Raw genomic sequence first — 22004 nt, 5'->3', positions numbered from 1 at the left:
CTCAACCACCGCTAACCGGTGGTATGACGGCAATTTCATCCGCTTGTGTAATGATTTGCGTATCAGCCGCATATTCCCTGTTCACTGCTATCATCACTGATCTCAGCTGTTGCAGACCGGGATAACTGCTGTGCAACCAGGCTCTTAATGCAGCCACAGTTGTAATATGTTCCGGAAAACTGATCATTGGCACACCGGCTATATCTTTAGCCACACCGAATAGCAATACGCCCATAAGCATCAAAATTGTTACTTAAAACTACAATATAGCAGTGAGAATGTAGTACTTTTAATACGGCAGATAAATCATTTTTATGAAGATAAGGCTAAAAGGAAATACAATCAGATACAGGCTGGACAAAACTGATGTGGCGCTCCTCGAAACTACCGGTAAAGTAACATCGGTAACACAGATAGGCGCCGGCGCACTGCATTTCTGTATCCGTGCAAAAGAAATTGCTGACCCGGTGATAAAAATGGAACCCGACGGAATCCATCTGCTGCTACCGCTGCCGCAATTAACGGCCTGGTACCTGCCGGATCAGGTAGGCTTTGAGCTGACCCTGCCCAACGCAGACGGCTCCGAGCTGAAAATATTGGTAGAAAAGGATTTCCAGTGCCTCACCACCCGGGATGAAGATGACAGCCAGTCTTTCGAGAATCCGATGGCTGGTAAAAATTGCTAAGGTATGTTTACGGATGCACATCATCGTATAGTCGATTACGTTAGATTGTCGGTGACAGACCGGTGCAATCTCCGTTGCACTTACTGTATGCCGGAGGACATGCGTTTTGTACATAAAAAAGAGCTGCTGACCGACAACGAAATCATATCATTGCTGGAAACCCTGGCTGCCGGCGGCATTACAAAGGTCAGGATCACCGGAGGAGAACCTTTTCTCAGACCGGGTTTATTATCTCTCCTGAAAAAAATAACCGGTATTCCCGGTATTCAGGAAGTGGCTATCACCACCAATGGCGTATTAACACAACCACATATTCCCGCATTACAACAACTGGGTATTACCAATATCAATCTTAGCCTGGATACCCTGCAAGCAGATCGTTTCTTCCGGATAACGCGCCGCGACAGGTTTTCAACAGTTATGCAAACATTGGAAAACCTGTTACAATATAATATGCAAGTGAAGATAAATGTAGTAGTAATGGAAGATGTGAATACGGACGAACTCACTGCATTCGCAGAGCTTACCCGTGCAAATGCACTCTCCGTAAGATTTATAGAAGAAATGCCCTTTAACGGGCAAGGACATACGTTTTCCGGTATCGCCTGGAACTATCATAAAATACTGGACACCATCCGCACAGCGTATGCATTACAGAAGATCCCTGATGCACCTCACTCCACTTCTCTCAACTACAGCATTCGGGGTCATAAAGGTAATGTAGGTGTAATCCCCGCTTACAGCCGCACTTTTTGCGGTACCTGTAACCGTATTCGTATATCCGCTACCGGTAGTATAAAAACCTGCCTCTATGGTAATAATGTATTGAATATAAGAGATCTGATGAGAGATAATGAAGATCCATCTCTTTGGCTGCATGCCATACAATCCGCTATACACGGGCGTTTCGCCGATGGATTTGAAGCAGCGCAACATCATACAGCCAGGAATATGGAGAGCATGTCTGTAATAGGCGGGTAAACAATCTATCTCACGAGCATTCTTACACCCGCATACAAGATCAGCAATGCCGTAGCACCCGCTACCCAACGGGGTTTCAGCACACGGGCACTGAGCCGTGCACCAATTTGTCCGCCTGCAACAACCGCTACCAGCAACGGAGCGGCGAAGGCCGGTTGAAATACAATAACATGTTTGGCGGCCTGTCCCAACAAACCGGCAATAGAGTTTACCAATATAAAAAAGCTGCTTAATCCTGCAATATTCTTGGCCGTATCATACTTGCCCAAACGCAATACAGGAGAGAGATAGATACCGCCGCCGATGCCCGTCATACCGGACAACAAGCCAATGGCTCCACCAATGATGCCATATACCTTTCCATTTCCCTGGTGAAGCTGCTGTCCCGATTCTTCTTCCCGCTCAAAAAACAGGCGATAACACATAAACACGGCTGCCAGCGTTAAAGCAATGCCCAATAACAAAAAGAAGGTTTCCTGTTTCAACGGCAGATAGCTGCCGGCAAAAGCCAGCGGCACACTCACCAGCGACAGTTGCCACGCCTTCTTCAGGGGCAGGTGACCGCTCTTATAAAAATGATATACACCTCCTGCCACCACGGCCACATTACATAACAACGCTGTAGACTTCATCAACTGAAAATCCACTCCCCACAGCGCCAGCAATGCCAGGTAACTAGACCCGCCACCAAAACCGGCCGAAGAATACACCAACGCCACCAGGAAAAATAGGATACATAATTCTGTGTTCATGACTAATAAGTTTGCATTTCGTCATCTATTGCACGGGCCCAGGCGTTGATACCACCTTCTACGTTATATACCTGTTTAAAACCCAGTTCCACCAAACGCTGTCCTACAGCGCGGCTCCGCATTCCATAGTGACACAATACGGCTACGGGGGCTTCCGGCTGCAACGCTGCAATCCGGTGTAACACCTGTCCCATAGGAATATGCACTGCCTCTGGAATATGGCAGATCTCCCATTCGTCATCTTCCCTTACATCCAGCAACATTAAGCCGTCTTCTTTTTGCAACCACTCCTGCAATTGCTCTACTGATAATGATTGTACGCTATTCACTTCACAAACGGTTTGCTGATAATTATCCTGTAACTGATGGATCTGCCGGTAAGCGGCCACGGGTGTAATGTTAAAAATCAGTTGTGTATTATTGAGGGTATCTATCGTCATCAACTGGTTTTTCAGGGGCCGCCCGATGCCGGTGATCACTTTCACCGTTTCATTGGCCTGATAACATCCGATAAGACCGGGCAATACGCCCAACACACCAATATCGTTGCAGTTCAGCATATCACCGGATTCCGGCGGTTCAGGAAAAATACAGCGGTAAGTAGCGCCGCCCTGGTAATTAAATACGCTTACCTGTCCTTCGTACTTATAGATAGCGCCATATACCAGCGGCCTTCCGGCTATTACACAGGCATCATTGATCAGGTAGCGGGTACCGAAGTTATCGGAACAATCCACTACCACATCGTATGCGCTGATTATTTCGAGGGCATTTTCTGTGGTGAGCCAGGTATCATGTGCTACCAGCTGTATTTCTGGATTGAGTTGTTGCAGGCGCTCGGTAGCCAGGTGTATCTTTGATTTACCCTGATCTCCCGTGATATAAAGCACTTGTCGTTGCAGGTTGGAAATAGATACCGTATCATGTTCTACAATACCAATTCTTCCTACGCCCATTGCGGTAAGGTACTGCAACACAGGTACCCCCAGGCCACCGGCGCCGATGACGAGTACGCCAGCCTGTTGCAGCAATGCCTGTTTTGCCGGGCCAAAGCCTTCCAGTCTTGTCTGTCGGTTGTATCGTTCCATAGCTGTTCGTTGAATGGTAAGATAAAGTTATGGTTTCACGCGTCTATACATGGTTACGAGGTCGGCATAGTGTCCTTCTCTTTGCAGGATACCCTGTGGCAGGCGCCCACATTCCATAAAGCCGAAGTTACGGTATAGCTGCATGGCTTTTTCATTGGTAGAAAATACGTTGAGATAAATAATTTCCAGACCTTCATGTTCTTTTGCCCAGCGGATCATAGCAGTCATAAGACGACGGCCGATACCGAGGTTACTCCAGGCATGTTCTACGGCGATACCCATTTCTGCGATATGCGCTTTTTTACGGTAGCCGCTGTGGTTTACCGTGATGGAACCTACCAGCAACCCTTTCACAACAGCCACCAACATCAGCTGATCGGGTGTGTCCAGGTAGGTATTGATAAAATCTTCTTCTGACTCCAGGTCCAGGTCCAGGGCTTCGGAATGGGTAAACAGCAGAAAATCCGTTTCCCGCGTCATCCGCTGGAAATTGGCCAGTAATCCTGCTGCATCGTTAGGTTTGGGCAGCCGGATAACAAGCTCCTGTCCATTTGGCAAAAAGTGTCGCATGATGCGAAAATAGACAGCATTTAATGATTTAGTGATTTTTTGATTTAGATATTTAAGTGCTGAAAGAAATTTCTTTCAGCACTTAAATATCTAAATCAAAAAATCACTAGCTTATTTTATCGCTACCGAAATACGGGTGTAACACTGCTGGTAAATGGATACCGTCTGCAGCCTGGTTGTTTTCCAGCAAGCTGGCCAGGATGCGCGGTAAAGCCAGGGAGCTGCCATTCAGGGAGTGTGTCAGCTGTGGCTTGCCATTATTTTCTTTGAAACGGATCTTCATCCGGTTCGTCTGGAATGTTTCAAAGTTAGAAACAGAGCTTACTTCCAGCCATCTTTGCTGCGCGGCGCTGTATACTTCAAAATCATAGGTGATGGCAGATGCAAAGCTCATATCGCCGCCACATAAGCGTAGTATGCGATAAGGCAATTCCAGTGCATTGAGCAAACCTTCCACATGTGCTACCATTTCATCCAGCACTTCATAAGATTTGTCGGGATGTACCAACTGTACCAGTTCCACTTTATCAAACTGGTGTACACGGTTCAGTCCACGTACATCTTTGCCGTAAGAACCTGCTTCCCTGCGGAAGCAAGGGGTATAGCCCGTCATTTTGATAGGCAGGTCGCTGTCTTTCAGGATCTCATCGCGGTAGATATTGGTAAGCGGTACTTCTGCTGTAGGAATCAGGAAGAAGTTATCTTCTGTAGCATGATACATCTGTCCTTCCTTATCCGGTAACTGGCCTGTGCCGTAGGCAGAGGTTTCATTTACCAGGTATGGCGGTGCATATTCCGTATAGCCGTTGCCGGTATTATAATCCAGGAAATACTGTACCAGTGCGCGTTGTAAGCGGGCACCCCTGTTTTTGAATACCGGGAAACCGCTGCCGGTGATTTTGTTACCCAGCTCAAAGTCAATCAGGTCGTACTTTTTAGCCAGATCCCAGTGAGGTACGGCAGCTGCGTACAGCTCCGGAATGGTACCACCACCACGTACTTCCACATTTTCTTCCGGTGTTTTACCGGGAGGAACAATAGCAGCGGGCAGATTGGGCAATTTCACCAGGGTATCATGCAGGTTTTTTTCGGTAGCATTCAGGGCATCATTGATGGGGCCGAGCTTTTCTTTCAGCGCATTCACTTCAGCACGTTGCTGCTCACCTTCGTCTTTTTTTCCCTGCGCCATCAGCTTACCGATCTCTTTGGATAAACTGTTTACCTGCGCCTGTGTTTCATCGTATTCCAGGGTTAATTTCTTACGCTGATCATCCAGCGCCAGCACTTCGTCTACCAGGCCAGTCTCCTTGAAATTCTTCAGAGCCAGGCGCGCTAATACCAATTCTTTATTTTGACGTATAAACGGTACTTGTAACATGTTGTATGATCTAAAAATTTTGGCAAAGATATTAAAAATAGCACTTGGCCTTCCGCCGCAACTTTGTGCTGCCGGTAGCTCCGTGCTTAATTCAGGTATTTACCCACAATCGGTACCCGGCGGCCCACACCAAAGGCTTTGGAAGATACGCGTATAATGGGGCAGAACTGATTACGTTTGTATTCATTGGTGTTTACCATCTTTAAGGCCCGCGAAACCAAAGCGGAGTCGAAGCCCTGAGCGATAATCTCCTTCGGTCCCTGCCGGCGTTCTATGTACTGATACAGGATCCTGTCCAGCACGGCGTAATCGGGCAAACTGTCGCTGTCCTTCTGATCAGGACGCAACTCAGCGGAAGGCGCTTTATCAATGATATTCACCGGAATAATTTCTTTGTCGCGGTTGATATAGCGGGCCAGTGAATATACCTGCATCTTATATACATCTCCCAAAACAGACAATCCGCCTGCCATATCCCCATATAAAGTACCGTAGCCGGTAGATAATTCACTTTTATTGGACGTGTTCAACAGGATATATCCAAACTTGTTGGACAATCCCATCAACAGGTTACCACGGATGCGTGACTGTGTATTTTCTTCAGCCACATTAAAGGGCAATCCTTTGAAATACGGTTCCAGCGTGGTTAAGAAGCTTTCATAAATATCATTGATACGAATAATATCGTAGGGGTTATCCAGGTTTTCAGATAAAGCTACCGCATCATCTACAGAATGCCCTGTAGAGTAGGGAGAAGGCATGAGTATCGCCCGCACATTCTCTTTGCCCAGTGCATCGCAGGCAATAGCCAATGTAACGGCACTGTCTATACCACCGGATGATCCGAGGATGGCCTTTGTAAAGCCCATCTTCCCGAAATAATCCCGGATGCCCAGCACCAGTGCTTCATAGATGCGGTGAATGTTATGATCAAAAATCAATTCCGTGAGCGGTGTAAAGGCAACCGGCATAGCGGGCGCAATACCAGTAGCAGTAAGCATTCCCAGCTCCAGCCCGTCTATTGCTTCGATGAAGTAAGGTAATTCTTTCACAATATTCCCCTGCGCATCATAGATGAGGGAACCGCCATCAAACACGATCTCCGTTTGTGAACCAACTGTATTACAATAATACATGGGCAGTTGATACTTGAGTACATTGGCGCGGATGATCTCTTTCCTATCTTCATCATGATCATAATCAAAGGGAGAAGCAGACAGGTTGATCATCACATCCGGTTCCTGCGCCATCAGCTGGTCCATAGGACAAACACGGTACAGGGGATTATCTCCCAGGTTCCAGATATCTTCACAAATAGTTACGGCCAGTTTTTTTCCTTTAAAGGGGATCACATTCCATTCATAGGAGGGCTCAAAATACCGGTATTCATCAAACACATCATAGGTGGGCAGCAGGGTTTTATGTACTACCTGTTTTACTTCGCCTTCATATAAAAACCAGGCGGCATTAAACAGGTCTTTCCCTTCCCTTTGCGGATTGCGCGCAGGTGCACCTACCAGTACAGCTATATCTTTTGTATGTGCTTTTATCACATCAATAGCATGGTGGCACTGTACAATAAAATCTTCAAATTCCAGAAAATCGCGGGGTGGATAGCCACATACACACAATTCGGAAAACACGACCAGGTCCGCCCCCTGGGACTTTGCAGTCTTAATACCATCAATAATCTTCTCCGTATTACGTTCAAAGTTACCTATGTGATAATTCTGCTGTGCCAGTATAATTTTCATAGTGAAAAAATAAACAAATAAAATAAAAGCGGTTAGCTGTCAGGCTTTAATCCTGACAGCTAAAGACTCCATGCTTAAAAATATACGCCTAATCTGAGGGCAAAGCTATTCATATTTATCCTGCCGTCATCCCATTTTGAATTACGGGTTACATCCACAAAACCGTTCTGATAAGTGATACCAGCCATACCGGTCAAATTGCCGCCCAGCGGATATTCTATACCTGCTCCCAGGAGCATGCCTATATTGACGCGGTTCATTTGTGCTAAAATACCCACCTTGTCATAGGTTTGATTCAGGGAAGTGATATCCGTGCGGCCACTAACCGGGAAGTCGAGGTAGGTACCAAACTGTCCCCATAATCCCATGCCGTTGTCGATATGGGTTTTCAGTTTCAGCGCCAGCGGTATTTCCACATAGGTGAGTTTCATGTTATATTCCGCAGCATTTTGTCTGTAATCGTTCAGCCCTTTGCCTGCATCATACATTAACTTGCTGCCGCCTATTACAGCCTGAAAACCGGAAGCCAGTGCATAATTGCCATTGTCATCCAGGTTAAAATCGGCCATCAGTCCAAAGTTCAGACCTGCCTTTGAGCTGTTGCGGGTAACGCCTGATTCCTGTGGTTTCAATGACGATACCATTGGACTTACGGTTAGTCCCAATCTTACTTTACGCTCAGATAAGTTAAATCCACGCTGCGCTATACCCATCTTCACAACTCCCATCAGAACCAGAAAAACGAACACTTTCTTCATATATATTTCCATATTTTACATAAAATTACGAATTACGAATTATGAATTACGTAGCAGTACAGAGATTTTACGGGTTGTATTGCGACAACAGTGATCTTACTGCGTTGTTATTCATCATTCATCATCCATATTTTTTTAATAATCCAAGGTAAATAATAATTTTACCTTAGATGAGTTTTAAGAAGATGCAAAGCTACATTAATAAATATATTCTGTTGACATGCAGCCTGTTTGCCTTGCTGGGCGCGGCAGCCTGTAATTCCGGTAAAAAAGCACCGGACGTAAGTCATATACCCATGACCGTTAGTATAGCGCGTTTCGATTCCGCTTTATTCACGCTGGATACCAACAACCTGCAACCCGGGCTGGCAAAACTGCATGCTGATTATCCCCTGTTCCTGCCGGTATATATTACCGATATTATGAACCTGGGCGCCTATTCAGACAGCAGCCGGGAGGTAATGCAACAATTACACCTGTTTCTCACAACGCCTGATTTCCGGAACCTGGAAACCGCCGTATCAGAGAAATATGGCAACCTGGCATCGTTGCAACAGCAGCTCACACAGGGTTTCCGCTATATCAAATACTATATTCCTGCTTTCCGGCCACCCCGCGTGGTTACCTTCATTTCCGGCATAGCCAACTATGGCGCCATCACCGTAGATTCTATCCTGGGCATCGGGCTGGATATGTACATGGGAGCCGATTTCCCTCCTTATGCACAGATCCCTGATTACCCGGATTATATGATTCAGCGTTTTGCACCTGAATATATTACCACCAACTGTATGCAGGTTTTGCAGCAGGAACTGTATCCCGCAGCCCGCAACAGCGGCGGCCTCCTGGAACAAATGATGGATGCCGGCAAACAACAGTACTTCCTGGATAAAGTATTGCCCGAAACACCAGACACTATCAGGTTTGGCTATACGAAAGATCAATTGCAATGGTGCCGCGAAAATGAACAGATGATATGGCAGTTCCTCGTGCAGAACAACCTGCTGTATTCTGCTGACTGGCAACAGATTAATCACTTTATGGGTGATGCTCCGTCTACACAGGGTATGCCTGAAGGCGCTCCCGGTAAGATCGGTTTCTTTATCGGTTACCAGATCGTAAATAAATACATGGAACTGCACCCGGCAGTAACGCTACAACAATTGATGGAATCTAAAAATCTGGTGGAGATATTTAAAGCGGCGAAGTACAGACCGAAATAGCAAGTTTCCGGTGATTGGTTTACAGATGCAGGAGCATCAGAAAATCCGGAAATCAGTTCAATTTGAATGGTACCACCATCTGGAATTCCGGGATCTTAACTTCCAGGATCTTCTTATCTAGTTGGTTTTCCATGTGGTAAGTGCCGTACATTTTGCCTATTTCGGTGCGGAGATTGGATCCCGAGACATATTGATATGTTTCACCGGGGGCCAGCAGTGGCTGAACACCTACTACACCTTCTCCCTCAACTTCGCGGTGGGTACCGTTTGAGTCAATGATATACCAGTGGCGGCGGAGTAATTTGATAGGGAATGTATTATTGTTTTCAATGGTGATCCGGTAAGCAAACATAAATTCGCTTCCAATAGGATTAGAATAATCCGGCTGGTAGAATGTTTCCACGCTGATGGTGATGCCCTCTGTTACCTTCTTAACCATAAAATCAACCTTTAAGGTAAAAATAAGAAAAATAAAGCCAGTCGTCTCAAAAATACTGCTATTTGGTATACTTTAACGATTCTTTAGACAATTTCGACATTATCCAACATAGCGGGGTCAGCTTCCGATTCCCGGGCCGCCACTTCAAAGCGATTAAGGTAATAACCGTTGCGCATATATTCGGAAAGATATCTCCATAAAAAGCCTATCAGTCCATATTCCAGGTATTGCATAACATGGCAAACCTCGTGCCGTACCCAGGTGATATCCGCAAGGAACTGCCCGCGGGACGCACCATGCAGATGAATAGTGCGTCCCACAACCATGGCCACCTGCTGCACACCCATTCTGTGAGCGGCTTTGCGGGCAAGCCAGGATTTCTCCCGTATGTGGCATTTTATTTTTTCCAATCCTTTTTCCCGAATAACGTAAATCTACGGGAAATATTGAAACCCCAGCGATATTGCCCCTGTCTCCAGGATGACAACGTTTCGGGAATAAACTGGCTTTCCTGGATAGCGGTGGAGTTAGTGAAGTTAATATGAAACACGTGCCCGCCGGTTTCTATCTCCATACCAACACCTAATGGATTATAGAAGATGACGTTCCCTGCAGATTTGAAATAATCCTTGCTGGCCTGGGAACGGAATGGATAATAGTATTCTACCACAAAGCCCACCCGCTTCGAAACTTTGATGCGCCCGGCTGCGCCGAGTGCAAACATATTATTCATGTCCATAAACGCCACCCGGTTACGGTGTACATACGTAGGCGACAATGTAAACGACAGCTTGTCGCCCACCTTACGGGATATAATGGCCTGCGCCACATAGTTCATCCGGTCTGCCCCATCGCCAAAATAATCGGCGCCTTCCGGATCTGTGCCGGAAGCCATCGTGCTCACGGTGGCATTTGCCAGCACCGCCATCGACACAGGCACATAGTTATCTGTAGTTTGTTCCAGCAGCCGGTATTTCACCAGTCCGTCAATAAGCTGGTGCTGCGCCCCGGAGCCTTTGGAGCGGCCTACGCCTACCATCAGCTTATCCGACACACCATATTCAAAAGCGATCCGTATGTCCGTAGAATTGTCTGTTCCGAAAAATGATTTCACGCCGCCAAACTCGCCGGCAGCATCCCCAAAGCGGTGATCTACCCGGAAATCCAGCTCATGTTTGCGCAGCATTTCAGTAGAATGTCCCATAATGATGCGCGTGCCTTTATAGGTATACAATACTTTCTGGTGGCCCGTGCCCACAGAATCAAACTGCCGGCTCAGGTCTTCCTGCGCCTGGCAATAGCTGCTGACACCGCAGCACAGCAATAAGAATGGAATGATCTTCATTGGTTAATGGGTAAATGATGGCTAATTAGTTATTTACTTATTGGTGACGGTATACAGGGCGTTTACAGTTACGTCCACTACTTCAGCGATGTTCCTGATAACCAGTTTCGGAATGCTGATCTGATGATCAGCTATATGAATATTGAATTTGGAAGTAGCCGCAATGTTGCCGCCTTGCACCGTGATAGTACCTTTCTCCCGGTATACTTTATCTACACCATGCATATTCAGTGTACCCTCTACCGTTACATTGTAAGTACCGTCTTTGCTGAAGTCTATCTCATCATTGATCTTTCCCTTGAACTCAGCAAACGGGTACTTATCACTTTCCAGGTAGTTTTCATTAAAATGCTCCTGCATTAATTTCTTTTTAAACTGAAAAGATGATATCGGCACTTTAAAATAGATGGCTTTTGTTTTTATGTTGATAGCAGATACGCCCTTATCTGTCCTGGCTTCTATGTCTTCCAGCGGTGCTGCAGAAAAAAAGGACAGGCTGGTATTCCTGCACGAAAAAACATCCTGTGCAAATCCATGGAAAGACAACAACAAACAGCCGAAGCAAAAAAACAGGTATTTCATGTGATGCTTTTTAAAGTTTATTGATCCGGCATACCATGTCCCACCCAGCAAGCAATAGAATCCCTCATTCCCCGCGAGAGCGCGGGAAACAATTGCGATTGCGGCATGTCTGCCTGTGGGCTGGTAACACGCAGCAGGAAAATCGCCCTTTGGGTACTGATATATCCTTTCAGCTTATCGGTGGTAGAGAAATCCGCGATAACCGGTGAATTTCCTCCGGGATGACATTTACGATCTGTACAGTTTGCCTGTACAACGCCAAATACATAAGCGGTGGTAATTTTGGCCACGCTACAATCTATCGCACCAGTGGCAGGCGCAGGCGCCTGTTCATTTTTACAGGCTGTCATCAGGATACAGCCTGAGAGCAGCAACATAAATGTTTTCATAGATGAATACTATTATTTAAGCAGGTGTTGAAGTTGGTCAGACAGTATTGGCATATACGGGAACAATATTTAATTGGTTGTCTATAGGGATAAGATAATTTTAGCGGTCAAAATCTTATATATTACATACATAACCGCTTATTTTTGCATTAAATACTCTTGCACGTGATCATAGCGCAACTATACAATATATATCAGCAGCACCCGAATATACAAACGGATACGCGTAAACTGAAAGCCAACGATATCTTCTTTGCACTCAAAGGGGATAACTTCAACGGTAATACGTTTGCAGCCAAAGCGTTAGAGATGGGCGCCAGTTTTGCAGTAGTAGATGAAGCGGACAGTTATACCCTTCCGGAGAAGATGATGCTGGTAGATAATGCGCTGGAAACCTTGCAGCAACTGGCTTTGTGGCATCGTCAACAACTGAATATTCCTTTCCTGGCAATTACCGGTACTAACGGTAAAACCACTACGAAAGAACTGATCAATGCTACACTATGTGCCGGTTTTAAAACATATGCTACAGTTGGCAACCTGAATAATCACATTGGTGTGCCCCTCACTATTCTGCGCATTCAACCGGATGTGGAAATAGCCGTTATAGAAATGGGCGCCAACCACCAACAGGAAATAGCCAGCTACTGCAAAATAGCCCTGCCTACACACGGCATCATCACCAACATCGGGAAAGCCCACCTGGAAGGCTTCGGCAGCGAGGAAGGGGTAAAGAAAGCCAAAGGGGAACTGTATGATTTCCTGCGCAGCAACAACGGAACCGTATTTGTATGTAACGACTACGGCTATCTGCTGGAAATGAGTGATGGCATTAAAGATATCATCACCTATGGCAGCCAGGAAGCCGATTATACCGGCAACCCTGTTGCTGATAGCGCCTTCCTGGGTGTTCAGGTAACCGGTAACAGCCAGGTAGGATTTATACAGACGCAATTAGTAGGCGCCTATAACTTCCCCAATGTAATGGCCGCGGTAGCAGTAGCCAGTCACTTTAAAGTACCCGAAAATAAAATCGGCCCGGCCATAGCCGCTTATACACCATCCAATAACCGCTCACAGGTAATACGACAAGGTAGCAATACCATTATCATGGATGCCTATAACGCCAACCCCTCCAGTATGAAAGCTGCCATTGAAAACTTTGCCGGTATCCAGGCACCTAAGAAAGTTTTGCTGCTGGGCGCTATGATGGAACTGGGGGCAGACAGCATCAAAGAACACCAGGTACTGGCAACATTGCTCCAGCAGGCACATTGGGACGCAGTAGTATTGGTAGGCGGCGATTTTAAGAAAATAAACCATCCGTATATTTATCTTGATGACGCAACAGCTGCCGGCAAATGGCTGCAACAACAACAGTTCCAGGATACTTATATTCTAATCAAAGGCTCCCGCAGTACAGGTATGGAAAAAGTACTGACAGCAAACGTATAGGCGTTTGGGTTGTTTTGTTGTAATCGTTGTCATCATCATTTTACCTGCTATTTCCCTGGCTTATCCGCACAGGGAAATTCCGCCATTTTATATGGCGTGCACAATTAATTGAATACTAATATCGTTCTAGGAATAAGCAGCCATGCTGCTCTTTAGAGAAACCCACTGTAGATTATTTCCTTTACCGAAGAAATTGGCTAAAAAAAAAGACCTGCAAGCTAAAAAACCCGCAGGTGTTCATAACCTATGCCAACTTTAGAGTAATCGTGAAAACTTAAAGATTATTAATACATAAAATTTAAGCTTTATAATATTTTGAGTCTTGGTGATTTATTATTTGTTCGAAAGTATTATATAGAGATAACGTATCAGAAAATATAATTGTTCGAAAAATTAAAAATATTTTGGTTTGTCTGTCCCCTCTTTCCGGGTGATTCATATTATCTACGTAGTCCAGGGTTTGTTTGGATTGCTAAAATGGAAAAAAACTAAAAAAAAATCTAATTAATAAATTTTCTAATATTTAAGTTATTCTTTACTTGATCTCCTGGCATATTTCAATCAAAACACCATTTGTATTCTTCGGATGCAGGAAACAAATAAGTTTATTATCCGCTCCCTGCTTGGGATGCTCCTGCAATAAAACAAAACCTTCTCCCGCCAACCGCTTCATCTCTGCATAAATATCCGCTACCTCAAAAGCAATATGATGCATGCCTTCCCCTTTTTTTTCCAGGAACTTTGCAATAGCACTACCCGGCCCCGTTGCCTCCAGCAATTCTATTTTCGTTTCCCCCTGTTGGAAAAACGCTGTTTGTACCTGCTCACTGCTCACTTCTTCTGTTTTATAACAAGGTGTATCCAACAATTTTTCAAACAGTGGAATCGAAACAGATAACGATTGAACCGCTATACCAATATGCTCAACTTTTAACATGAAACTGCTTTTACCGGTACAAAATAAATAACAAGAAATTGATCGTTGCGGGTAATGACCCTGCCCGGTAAAAATAGAACTTATGTCGTAGATTTGAATTGTTTACGATTTAATATAAAAATTAAAACAAATATGCTGAAGCTGCCTGTCTACCTGGATAATAATGCGACTACTCCCTGCGATCCCAGGGTGGTAGAAGTAATGTTACCCTATTTCACAGAAATGTTTGGTAACGCAGCCAGCCGCAGTCACTCCCTGGGATGGGCAGCAGAAGCCGCAGTAGACCATGCACGTGAACAGGTAGCCATGTTGATCGGTGCTTCACCCGGGGAAATCATTTTTACTTCAGGTGCGACAGAAAGCGTAAACCTCGCCCTGAAAGGTGTATACGAAATGTACGCCGGCAAAGGCAATCATATTATTACTACTGCCATAGAACATAAAGCAGTGCTGGACACCTGCAAACACCTGGAAAAACGGGGCGCACAGGTTACCTATCTGCCGGTAAACAACGAAGGATTGCCTGATCTCCGGGAACTGGAAGCAGCCATTACGCCACAAACCATACTGGTGGCCATGATGTATGCCAACAATGAAATAGGTGTGCTCAACCCTGTGCCCGAAATCGGCGCCATCGCCAAAAAACACAACATCATTTTTATGTCGGATGCCACCCAGGCCGCCGGTAAGATCCCTATAGATGTCATCAGAGACGGCATCGATCTGCTGGCACTGAGCGCCCATAAAATGTATGGTCCCAAAGGAGTGGGCGCCTTATATGTACGCCGCAAATCGCCCCGGGTAAAGCTGACAGCACAGATGGATGGCGGCGGCCATGAAAAAGGTATGCGCTCCGGCACCCTGAATGTACCCGGCATCGCCGCCCTCGGCAAAGCCTGCGAGCTATGCCTGCAGGAAATGGATGCCGATGCCAAACGCCTGTCTGTGATGCGTAACCGCCTGGAAGCCGCTTTACTGCAACTGGAGCAGTCTTACGTAAACGGCTCTACGCTACACCGGCTGCCACATACAACCAATCTCTCCTTTAAATATATAGAAGGAGAAACGCTGCTGATGGGTTTTAACAAAACCATCGCGCTCTCTTCCGGATCGGCCTGTACCTCTGCCTCCATGGAGCCCAGCTATGTGCTCAAAGCACTCGGACTCGGCGATGATCTCGCACACGCCTCTCTCCGTTTCGGGCTGGGACGCTTCACCACGGATGAACAAATAGACTTCGCCATCCGGACCGTTACAGACACCGTGAATAAGCTAAGGGCGGAAAGCCCGTTGTGGGAACTGTTCAAAGACGGTACAGAAATGGACACCCTCAGCTGGGCACATCAGCAGAATGCAACCGGAAAGCAATGATTTCCTGCCTGTAACGTTTACTTTTATATTTGTACTTTTACTCATCCTAATCCTTACAAAACTGTTCATGCTTGCCATCTTTAAGAAAGAAATAAACCAGTTCTTCAGCAGTGTCACGGGCTATGTGGCCATCATTCTTTTTTTACTGGCAAACGGCTTATTGCTTTTTGTGTTTCCGGATACGAGCCTGCTCGACACCGGTTACGCCAACCTGGACCCGCTTTTTGACCTGGCGCCACTCATCTACCTGTTACTGATTCCAGCCATTACCATGCGCAGCTTTGCGGATGAATTTAAAACAGGCACCATGGAATTATTAAGTACCAAACCACTCACCTCCTGGCAGATCGTGCTGGGCAAGTTCTGGGGCAGCCTCCTGATTGTAGCCATATCCTTATTGCCAACGGTTATATATTATATCGCCATCCGGCAGCTGAGCGTAAACCCGCAACAACTGGATAATGGCGGCATACTCGGCGCATATACCGGCTTATTCCTGCTGGGCGCCGTTTTCACAGCCATCGGCCTGTGGTCATCATCCCTCACCACCAACGCCATGGTAGCCTTTCTGATTGCACTCTTTACCTGTTTCATCTTTTATAACGGCTTCGACGCACTCAGTAAAATACCGGGATTCAGCGGCGGCGCAGATTATTACCTGCAAATGGCCGGCATCAAATTTCACTATGCATCTATCAGCCGTGGGGTGATCGACAGTCGTGATATCGTCTATTTCATCAGCATAATAGGACTGATGCTTTATCTCACAAAATTATCTCTCCATAGAAAACTCTGGCAACAGGGATAATATTTTGGGATTTTTGATTTTTTGATTTTGGAATTTGAAATGCAGCGGAGATTTCCCGCTAATATATCAGAAAGATATCTCCGCTGCATTTCAAATTCCAAAATCAAAAAATCAGAAAATCAGAAAATTTCAATGTATGACTAAACGAAAAAAATATATACAACGGGCGCTGGTAGTAATACTGGCACTAACGGGCATCAATATAGCAGCAGCGTACTTTCACGGCAGGTGGGATCTGACAGCGGAAAAACGATATACACTGACCGGCAACACACGGCAAATGCTGCGCAACCTCAACAGCCCGGTTGATATTGAAGTATTTCTCAAAGGGGATTATCCTGCCAGTTTCAGGCAGCTGGCCCAATCCACCAGGGAATTGCTGGAAGAGTTCAGGGAATACGGTAAACAAAACATCCGTTTTACTTTTATCAATCCCGGACAAGGGCTTTCTGACTCTGCACGGATGAAATTTCTCGGTGAACTTACCGAACAGGGCATCATGCCTTTTAATATGAAAGTGCAGGAAGAATCCGGCGAAGGTTTTGCGGAAAAACTCATCTTCCCCGGCGCCCTGGTACATTACAAAGGAAAGACCATCGGCGTAAACCTCCTGAAAAACCAGGGTGGACAAGATCCGTTGCAAACGATGGTGAATTCCGAAGCACTACTGGAGTACCAGTTTGCCAACGCGATCAGTAAATTAAAGGAAGATAAAAAACCGTTGATCGGTTATATGCTGGGCAACGGTGAGTCGCTCGGCGTAGAAGTATATGATGCATTAAATACATTGCAGAGCAACTACAGCCTGGATACGCTCACCTTACAGGGCACGTCCTATATCCCGGAAGATTTTGATATCCTTCTTTTTGCCAAGCCGGCCAGTGCTTTCAGCGATGCCGACAAACTGAAAATAGACCAATACGTGATGAATGGCGGAAAAGTGTTGTGGTTTATCGATGAAACGAATGCCACGATGGATAGTCTTCAGCAACATCCCGAATTTTTTGCATTTGATCGGGGGCTCAACCTGGAAGACCTTCTTTTCCGTTATGGGGTGCGCATTAACCAGGATCTTGTACAGGACCTGCAATGTGATGTGGTACCGCTGATTGTAGGCAATGTTGGCAACAGGCCACAGATCCAACCTGTACCTTTTCCGTACTTTCCCATGCTCACACCTACCGGCGCTCATCCTATTGTAAAAAATATGGATATGGTGCTAAGTCGTTTTGTCAGCTCACTGGATACCGTGAAAGCACCTGGTGTACAGAAAACCATTCTGCTCACCACCTCCCGTCACAGCCGCAGTGTTCGTGTTCCGGTACTGATAAGCTGGGAATCTGTAAAAACAAAGCCCAATCCACGTGAATACCGGCAGCAAAATGTGCCGGCAGCTGTTTTGCTTGAAGGGCATTTTACCTCTTTATTCCGCAACAGGTTGTCGCCGGAAGTAATGAGCGATCTGCAACGCATATCCGGTAAGCCTTTCCGGGAATCTTCCGACACCATCAATAAAATGATCGTGGTGAGCGATGGCGACCTGATTGCAAACGCTGTATCCCGCAAGGATGGCCCTTTGCAGATGGGTATCAACGAATTTAACCCCGGCTTCGCCTTTGCCAATAAAGAATTTCTCCTCAACTGCCTGGAATACCTCAGTGGTAACAGCGGGATCATGGAAAGCAGGAATAAAGAACTGACGCTGCGTTTACTGGATGCAGAAAAAATAAAACAAACAAAAACAAAATGGCAGATAATCTGCTTCCTGGTGCCTATAGGGCTGGTACTGGTGTTTGCAATGGTTTTCCAGTTTGTGCGCCAGCGCAAATTTGCAGCATAATAGCTATGCTATAGGAACGCTTTCACGCCATTGGTTCTTAATGTCTTAGTCAGAAATGACTATCTTTGCTCCTCATAAAAAAAACAAGGTCGCATGACACCCATCCAATGGACGTATCTCATTTTTGCAATTGTAATCGTCCTGGCACTAATTTTTGACTTAGGCCTATTCAGTAAAAAGAACCAGAAGACATCTATGAAAACGGCATTGCTGCAGAGTATTTTCTGGGTGGGGCTGTCTGTTTTGTTTTTTGGTTTTATGTGGTATGAAGATGGCTCCGAAACAGCTATCAGCTTCATGAGCGCCTATCTCATGGAGAAGTCCTTATCTATGGACAATATCTTTGTATTCATTCTCATCTTCAACTTCTTCAAAATAAAAGAGGAAAACTACTCCCGGGTACTACTGATAGGAATCCTGATGGCCCTCATATTCAGGGCTATATTTATCAGTGTAGGCGTGGTGCTGATCAGCCGTTTCGACTGGATCCTCTATATTTTCGGTCTTTTCCTGCTTTATACAGGCATTAAGATGTTTACTGCAAAAGCAGAGGATGAATTTAAACCGGAAGAAAGTGTGGCCTACCGGTTTATGAATAAATACCTGCGGATAACATCAGAAGAACCGAAAGGAAAATTTGTTATCAAAAAAAATAAAAAGGTATATTTCACCACATTATCGGTAGTCGTACTGATGCTGGCAGTTACAGATATTATCTTTGCGCTGGATTCCATTCCGGCAGTATTTGCCATCTCACAACAACCGGTAGTTGTGTATACTTCCAATATATTTGCCGTGCTGGGACTAAGATCCCTGTTCTTTTTACTGAGGGGAGCGGTTGATAAATTTGAATATCTCCCCCAGGGTATTGCCATCGTACTGATATATATAGGAGTTAAAATGCTGGCAGAGTATTTTATACATATTCCGGTGTACGTGTCACTGATCGTGATTGTACTATGCCTTGGAGGTTCCATTCTTTATTCGCACTATCATCAGAAAAAAGGATTACCGGAAGGAGAAGTAAAGTAAACAGCAGCTGTAAACTAATTTTTTGTAGCTGCTAAGTGATTATTCAAACCTGACAAAAGTGTATAACGCAGCAAGTATCAACAAAACCCTCAAAGGGGAATTGTTGCAAGAGACAGGATTTTCTGAAATTGACCACCTTTTACTGGACAGCCGGAAGCTCAGCTTTCCGGAAACTTCACTGTTCATCGCCCTGGTTAGCCAACGGCGCAATGCCCACCAATACATAGATGAGCTGTACCGCAAGGGTGTCAGCAATTTTATAGTGAGCGAAGCTGTGCCGTTAGAGAATTATCCCAATGCCAATTTTATACTGGTTAAAGATACACTACAGGCGTTACACACGCTGGTAGCTTCACATCGTCATCAATTCCAGATACCTGTTATAGGTGTCACCGGCAGCAACGGAAAAACCATTGTGAAAGAATGGTTGTACCAGCTACTGGAAAAGGATTATAACATTGTCAGGAGTCCCAAAAGTTATAACTCACAAATTGGCGTACCCCTATCGGTATGGCAAATGAAGCCGGAACACCAGCTGGCCATCTTTGAAGCCGGTATTTCACAACCTGGTGAAATGGTTAGCCTGGAAAAGATCATCCGTCCTACTATTGGTATTTTCACCAATATCGGCGAAGCCCATAGCGAAGGTTTTTTGAATATCCGTCAGAAGATCAACGAAAAACTGGTACTCTTCGCCAAAAGCGATATCCTGATCTATTGCAAAGATTACCTGGCGCTGAATGAGTGCGTACTGGCCTTCCACAACCAGGTAGGCAAGAAAGAAAACCAGGAAGGCGGCCCTGAACTGTTCTCCTGGTCCAGGAAAACAGATGCAGACCTCCGTGTAATTACCATTGACAAAAAAGATAATCATACCCGCATAGATGGACTCTACAAACAGGAACCGCTGCATATCAGCATTCCGTTTGTGGATGAAGGTTCTATCGAAAATGCGATCCACTGCTGGGCCCTCATGCTCTATATGGGCAAGGAACAGGAAGTGATCCAGCAAAGAATGGATCTCCTCAGCAACATCGCCATGCGGCTGGAACTGAAACAGGGCATCAACAACTGCTCCGTAATCAACGACAGCTACAACCTCGATCTGGGCTCACTGACCATTGCGCTGGACTTCCTGCAACAGCAGCAGCAGCACGCTACCCGAACGGTTGTACTGAGTGATATTCTGCAAAGTGGTAAAAGCGATGCTACCCTGTATGAAGAAGTAGCTGACCTCTTACAAAAGAAAGGCATTAATAAACTGCTTGCCATCGGTAAAAATATCAGCAGGGAAAAGAAATCTTTTCTGCAGATAGAAGGACTGAAAACACTTTTCTTCAATACCACCGATGAATATATCCAACAGTTCAATGCAGATGATTTCGAGAATGAAACCATACTGGTAAAAGGTTCCCGCATCTTTCAATTTGAGCGTATCGGTAAATTGCTGGAGCAAAAGGCACATCAAACCATCCTGGAAATAAACCTCACCGCCATTGCACACAATGTGAAGCTGTATCAGTCTATGTTGAAGCCAGACACCAAGCTGATGGCGATGGTAAAAGCATTTTCATATGGCAGCGGCAGTTTCGAGATTGCCAACCTCCTGCAATTCCATGGGGTGGACTATCTCGCGGTAGCCTATGCAGATGAAGGAGTGGAGCTGAGAAGGGCCGGTATCACCATGCCTATCATGGTGATGAATCCCGAACCTGCCAGCTTCGACGCTATCCTGCACTGGAACCTGGAGCCTGAAATATATTCCATGCACATCCTCCTTCAGTTTATGGAAGAAGTGAGTGCAGCCGGTAAAACGGATTTCCCTATCCATGTAAAAATGGATACGGGCATGCACCGTCTGGGATTTGTGAAAAGTGATATTCCCGAACTGGCAAAACTGCTGACAGCCGCTCCGCTGATGAAAGTACAATCTATTTTCAGTCACCTTGCCGCCAGCGAAGATCCTGAAAAGGATGCGCTGACACAGCAGCAGGGAAGGCTGTTTTATGATATGAGCCACGAATTGCAAAAAGCACTGGGCTATACCGTGATCCGTCATATTGCCAACAGTGCGGCTATTACCCGTCATCCTGAACTGCATCTCGACATGGTGCGCCTGGGTATCGGCATGTACGGCATCGATAGCAGCAACGGGATTCAGGATCAGCTGCGGAATGTAAGCACCCTGAAAACCACCATCGCGCAGCTGAAACAGCTGGAACCCGGTGATACCGTAGGTTATGGCGCCAGATGGGAGGCTAAAGTACCATCTGTTACCGCTACAGTACGTATAGGCTATGCAGATGGCTATCCCCGGAGATTGAGCAATGGTACCGGCAAAATGCTGGTTCGCGGCAAACTGGCCCCTGTAGTGGGTGCGGTAGCCATGGATATGCTGATGCTGGATGTAACCCATATTCCGGAAGTAATGGAAGGCGATGCCGCCATTGTATTTGGGGAAGAACTCTCCGTACAGGAGCTATCAGATTGGGCAGAAACGATTCCCTATGAAATATTAACAGGAATTTCACAGCGGGTAAAAAGAGTATATTTCCAGGAATAATGATATTGCAGGTTTCCGACTTTGAAATAAACTATTATTTTTGATAAAATTTT

The 22004-nt window shown here is 45.7% G+C and carries 22 protein-coding genes; 9 read left to right on the top strand and 13 right to left on the bottom strand.

Annotated elements, in window-relative coordinates:
• Nucleotide 1: 1 nt before the first annotated feature.
• Nucleotides 2-235, bottom strand: coding sequence for a molybdopterin converting factor subunit 1 (gene moaD, locus ABQ275_RS26315; protein ID WP_349316134.1), 234 nt, complete (start codon nt 233-235; stop codon nt 2-4).
• A 79-nt stretch (nt 236-314) separates the two neighbouring features.
• Here moaD and ABQ275_RS26310 point away from each other — a divergent pair, with 79 nt between their 5' ends.
• Both ABQ275_RS26310 and moaA read left to right on the top strand, forming a co-directional pair.
• The gene (locus ABQ275_RS26310) at nt 315-686 is read left to right on the top strand and encodes a DUF7009 family protein (RefSeq protein ID WP_349316133.1); all 372 of its coding nucleotides are present in this window, start codon (nt 315-317) and stop codon (nt 684-686) included.
• A gap of 3 nt (nt 687-689) precedes the next feature.
• Nucleotides 690-1667: a GTP 3',8-cyclase MoaA gene (gene moaA / locus ABQ275_RS26305; protein ID WP_349316132.1), complete on the top strand. Its 978-nt coding sequence runs from the start codon at nt 690-692 to the stop codon at nt 1665-1667.
• Nucleotides 1668-1672: 5 nt separating this feature from the next.
• Here the strand turns inward: moaA and ABQ275_RS26300 are convergent, their stop codons facing one another.
• The 6 genes from ABQ275_RS26300 to ABQ275_RS26275 form a co-directional block, all read right to left on the bottom strand.
• Nucleotides 1673-2419 (bottom strand): sulfite exporter TauE/SafE family protein, encoded by a 747-nt coding sequence (locus ABQ275_RS26300; RefSeq protein ID WP_349316131.1) that lies wholly within the window; start codon nt 2417-2419, stop codon nt 1673-1675.
• Nucleotides 2420-2421: 2 nt separating this feature from the next.
• Nucleotides 2422-3507 (bottom strand): HesA/MoeB/ThiF family protein, encoded by a 1086-nt coding sequence (locus ABQ275_RS26295; protein WP_349316130.1) that lies wholly within the window; start codon nt 3505-3507, stop codon nt 2422-2424.
• A gap of 27 nt (nt 3508-3534) precedes the next feature.
• Nucleotides 3535-4077: a GNAT family N-acetyltransferase gene (locus tag ABQ275_RS26290; protein WP_349316129.1), complete on the bottom strand. Its 543-nt coding sequence runs from the start codon at nt 4075-4077 to the stop codon at nt 3535-3537.
• A gap of 106 nt (nt 4078-4183) precedes the next feature.
• A complete protein-coding gene (serS, locus tag ABQ275_RS26285; RefSeq protein WP_349316128.1) occupies nt 4184-5455 on the bottom strand; it encodes a serine--tRNA ligase in 1272 nt (423 codons plus the stop codon).
• A gap of 86 nt (nt 5456-5541) precedes the next feature.
• Entirely contained in the window at nt 5542-7209 is a 1668-nt protein-coding gene (locus tag ABQ275_RS26280; RefSeq protein WP_349316127.1) for an NAD+ synthase, read from the bottom strand.
• A 74-nt stretch (nt 7210-7283) separates the two neighbouring features.
• Nucleotides 7284-7967: a porin family protein gene (locus tag ABQ275_RS26275; RefSeq protein ID WP_349316126.1), complete on the bottom strand. Its 684-nt coding sequence runs from the start codon at nt 7965-7967 to the stop codon at nt 7284-7286.
• Between the two features lie 170 nt (nt 7968-8137).
• Between ABQ275_RS26275 and ABQ275_RS26270 the strand changes: the two genes are divergently transcribed.
• On the top strand, nt 8138-9190 hold the full coding sequence (locus tag ABQ275_RS26270; RefSeq protein ID WP_349316125.1) for a hypothetical protein: 1053 nt from the start codon (nt 8138-8140) through the stop codon (nt 9188-9190).
• 52 nt (nt 9191-9242) lie between these two features.
• On the opposite strand, the gene apaG is transcribed toward ABQ275_RS26270, so the two are convergent.
• The 5 genes from apaG to ABQ275_RS26245 all read right to left on the bottom strand — a co-directional run bounded on the left by apaG (nt 9243) and on the right by ABQ275_RS26245 (nt 11945).
• Nucleotides 9243-9629 (bottom strand): Co2+/Mg2+ efflux protein ApaG, encoded by a 387-nt coding sequence (gene apaG, locus ABQ275_RS26265; RefSeq protein ID WP_349316124.1) that lies wholly within the window; start codon nt 9627-9629, stop codon nt 9243-9245.
• A gap of 83 nt (nt 9630-9712) precedes the next feature.
• Nucleotides 9713-10039, bottom strand: coding sequence for a DUF4157 domain-containing protein (locus tag ABQ275_RS26260; RefSeq protein ID WP_349316123.1), 327 nt, complete (start codon nt 10037-10039; stop codon nt 9713-9715).
• Nucleotides 10027-10974 (bottom strand): DUF5777 family beta-barrel protein, encoded by a 948-nt coding sequence (locus tag ABQ275_RS26255; protein ID WP_349316122.1) that lies wholly within the window; start codon nt 10972-10974, stop codon nt 10027-10029. The genes ABQ275_RS26260 and ABQ275_RS26255 overlap by 13 nt, the downstream gene beginning before the upstream one ends.
• Before the next feature lie 33 nt (nt 10975-11007).
• Nucleotides 11008-11556 (bottom strand): YceI family protein, encoded by a 549-nt coding sequence (locus tag ABQ275_RS26250; protein ID WP_349316121.1) that lies wholly within the window; start codon nt 11554-11556, stop codon nt 11008-11010.
• A gap of 17 nt (nt 11557-11573) precedes the next feature.
• Nucleotides 11574-11945, bottom strand: a complete 372-nt coding sequence (locus ABQ275_RS26245; protein ID WP_349316120.1) for a hypothetical protein — start codon at nt 11943-11945, stop codon at nt 11574-11576.
• 165 nt (nt 11946-12110) lie between these two features.
• On the opposite strand from ABQ275_RS26245, the gene murF reads away from it, so the two are divergent.
• Complete coding sequence (gene murF, locus ABQ275_RS26240) at nt 12111-13400, top strand: UDP-N-acetylmuramoyl-tripeptide--D-alanyl-D-alanine ligase (protein ID WP_349316119.1); 1290 nt, start codon at nt 12111-12113, stop codon at nt 13398-13400.
• Between the two features lie 535 nt (nt 13401-13935).
• Here murF and mce read toward each other — a convergent pair.
• Entirely contained in the window at nt 13936-14337 is a 402-nt protein-coding gene (gene mce / locus ABQ275_RS26235; RefSeq protein WP_349316118.1) for a methylmalonyl-CoA epimerase, read from the bottom strand.
• 135 nt (nt 14338-14472) lie between these two features.
• On the opposite strand from mce, the gene ABQ275_RS26230 reads away from it, so the two are divergent.
• The 5 genes from ABQ275_RS26230 (at nt 14473) to ABQ275_RS26210 (ending at nt 21951) form a co-directional block, all read left to right on the top strand.
• On the top strand, nt 14473-15708 hold the full coding sequence (locus tag ABQ275_RS26230) for an IscS subfamily cysteine desulfurase (RefSeq protein WP_349318809.1): 1236 nt from the start codon (nt 14473-14475) through the stop codon (nt 15706-15708).
• A gap of 67 nt (nt 15709-15775) precedes the next feature.
• Nucleotides 15776-16516 carry a gliding motility-associated ABC transporter permease subunit GldF gene (gene gldF / locus ABQ275_RS26225; RefSeq protein WP_349316117.1) on the top strand — a complete coding sequence of 247 codons (741 nt, stop codon included), beginning with the start codon at nt 15776-15778 and terminating at the stop codon, nt 16514-16516.
• Between the two features lie 136 nt (nt 16517-16652).
• Nucleotides 16653-18356: a gliding motility-associated ABC transporter substrate-binding protein GldG gene (gene gldG / locus ABQ275_RS26220; RefSeq protein WP_349316116.1), complete on the top strand. Its 1704-nt coding sequence runs from the start codon at nt 16653-16655 to the stop codon at nt 18354-18356.
• 93 nt (nt 18357-18449) lie between these two features.
• A complete protein-coding gene (locus tag ABQ275_RS26215; protein WP_349316115.1) occupies nt 18450-19388 on the top strand; it encodes a TerC/Alx family metal homeostasis membrane protein in 939 nt (312 codons plus the stop codon).
• 58 nt (nt 19389-19446) lie between these two features.
• Nucleotides 19447-21951 (top strand): bifunctional UDP-N-acetylmuramoyl-tripeptide:D-alanyl-D-alanine ligase/alanine racemase, encoded by a 2505-nt coding sequence (locus ABQ275_RS26210; RefSeq protein WP_349316114.1) that lies wholly within the window; start codon nt 19447-19449, stop codon nt 21949-21951.
• The last annotated feature ends 53 nt before the right edge of the window (nt 21952-22004 follow it).

The organism is Chitinophaga sp. MM2321, from assembly GCF_964033635.1.
Taxonomy (GTDB): Bacteria; Bacteroidota; Bacteroidia; order Chitinophagales; family Chitinophagaceae; genus Chitinophaga.
This window is presented reverse-complemented; position numbering and strand designations above follow the sequence as displayed.

Coding starts and splice junctions, on each gene's coding strand:
- ABQ275_RS26215 (WP_349316115.1), top strand. CDS start 18,450: ATGACACCCATCCAATGGACGTATCTCATTTTTGCAATTGTAATCGTC.
- moaD (WP_349316134.1), bottom strand. CDS start 235: ATGGGCGTATTGCTATTCGGTGTGGCTAAAGATATAGCCGGTGTGCCA.
- gldF (WP_349316117.1), top strand. CDS start 15,776: ATGCTTGCCATCTTTAAGAAAGAAATAAACCAGTTCTTCAGCAGTGTC.
- ABQ275_RS26300 (WP_349316131.1), bottom strand. CDS start 2,419: ATGAACACAGAATTATGTATCCTATTTTTCCTGGTGGCGTTGGTGTAT.
- ABQ275_RS26310 (WP_349316133.1), top strand. CDS start 315: ATGAAGATAAGGCTAAAAGGAAATACAATCAGATACAGGCTGGACAAA.
- serS (WP_349316128.1), bottom strand. CDS start 5,455: ATGTTACAAGTACCGTTTATACGTCAAAATAAAGAATTGGTATTAGCG.
- ABQ275_RS26280 (WP_349316127.1), bottom strand. CDS start 7,209: ATGAAAATTATACTGGCACAGCAGAATTATCACATAGGTAACTTTGAA.
- ABQ275_RS26245 (WP_349316120.1), bottom strand. CDS start 11,945: ATGAAAACATTTATGTTGCTGCTCTCAGGCTGTATCCTGATGACAGCC.
- ABQ275_RS26290 (WP_349316129.1), bottom strand. CDS start 4,077: ATGCGACACTTTTTGCCAAATGGACAGGAGCTTGTTATCCGGCTGCCC.
- moaA (WP_349316132.1), top strand. CDS start 690: ATGTTTACGGATGCACATCATCGTATAGTCGATTACGTTAGATTGTCG.
- ABQ275_RS26295 (WP_349316130.1), bottom strand. CDS start 3,507: ATGGAACGATACAACCGACAGACAAGACTGGAAGGCTTTGGCCCGGCA.
- gldG (WP_349316116.1), top strand. CDS start 16,653: ATGACTAAACGAAAAAAATATATACAACGGGCGCTGGTAGTAATACTG.
- apaG (WP_349316124.1), bottom strand. CDS start 9,629: ATGGTTAAGAAGGTAACAGAGGGCATCACCATCAGCGTGGAAACATTC.
- ABQ275_RS26250 (WP_349316121.1), bottom strand. CDS start 11,556: ATGAAATACCTGTTTTTTTGCTTCGGCTGTTTGTTGTTGTCTTTCCAT.
- ABQ275_RS26270 (WP_349316125.1), top strand. CDS start 8,138: ATGAGTTTTAAGAAGATGCAAAGCTACATTAATAAATATATTCTGTTG.
- ABQ275_RS26275 (WP_349316126.1), bottom strand. CDS start 7,967: ATGAAGAAAGTGTTCGTTTTTCTGGTTCTGATGGGAGTTGTGAAGATG.
- ABQ275_RS26255 (WP_349316122.1), bottom strand. CDS start 10,974: ATGAAGATCATTCCATTCTTATTGCTGTGCTGCGGTGTCAGCAGCTAT.
- mce (WP_349316118.1), bottom strand. CDS start 14,337: ATGTTAAAAGTTGAGCATATTGGTATAGCGGTTCAATCGTTATCTGTT.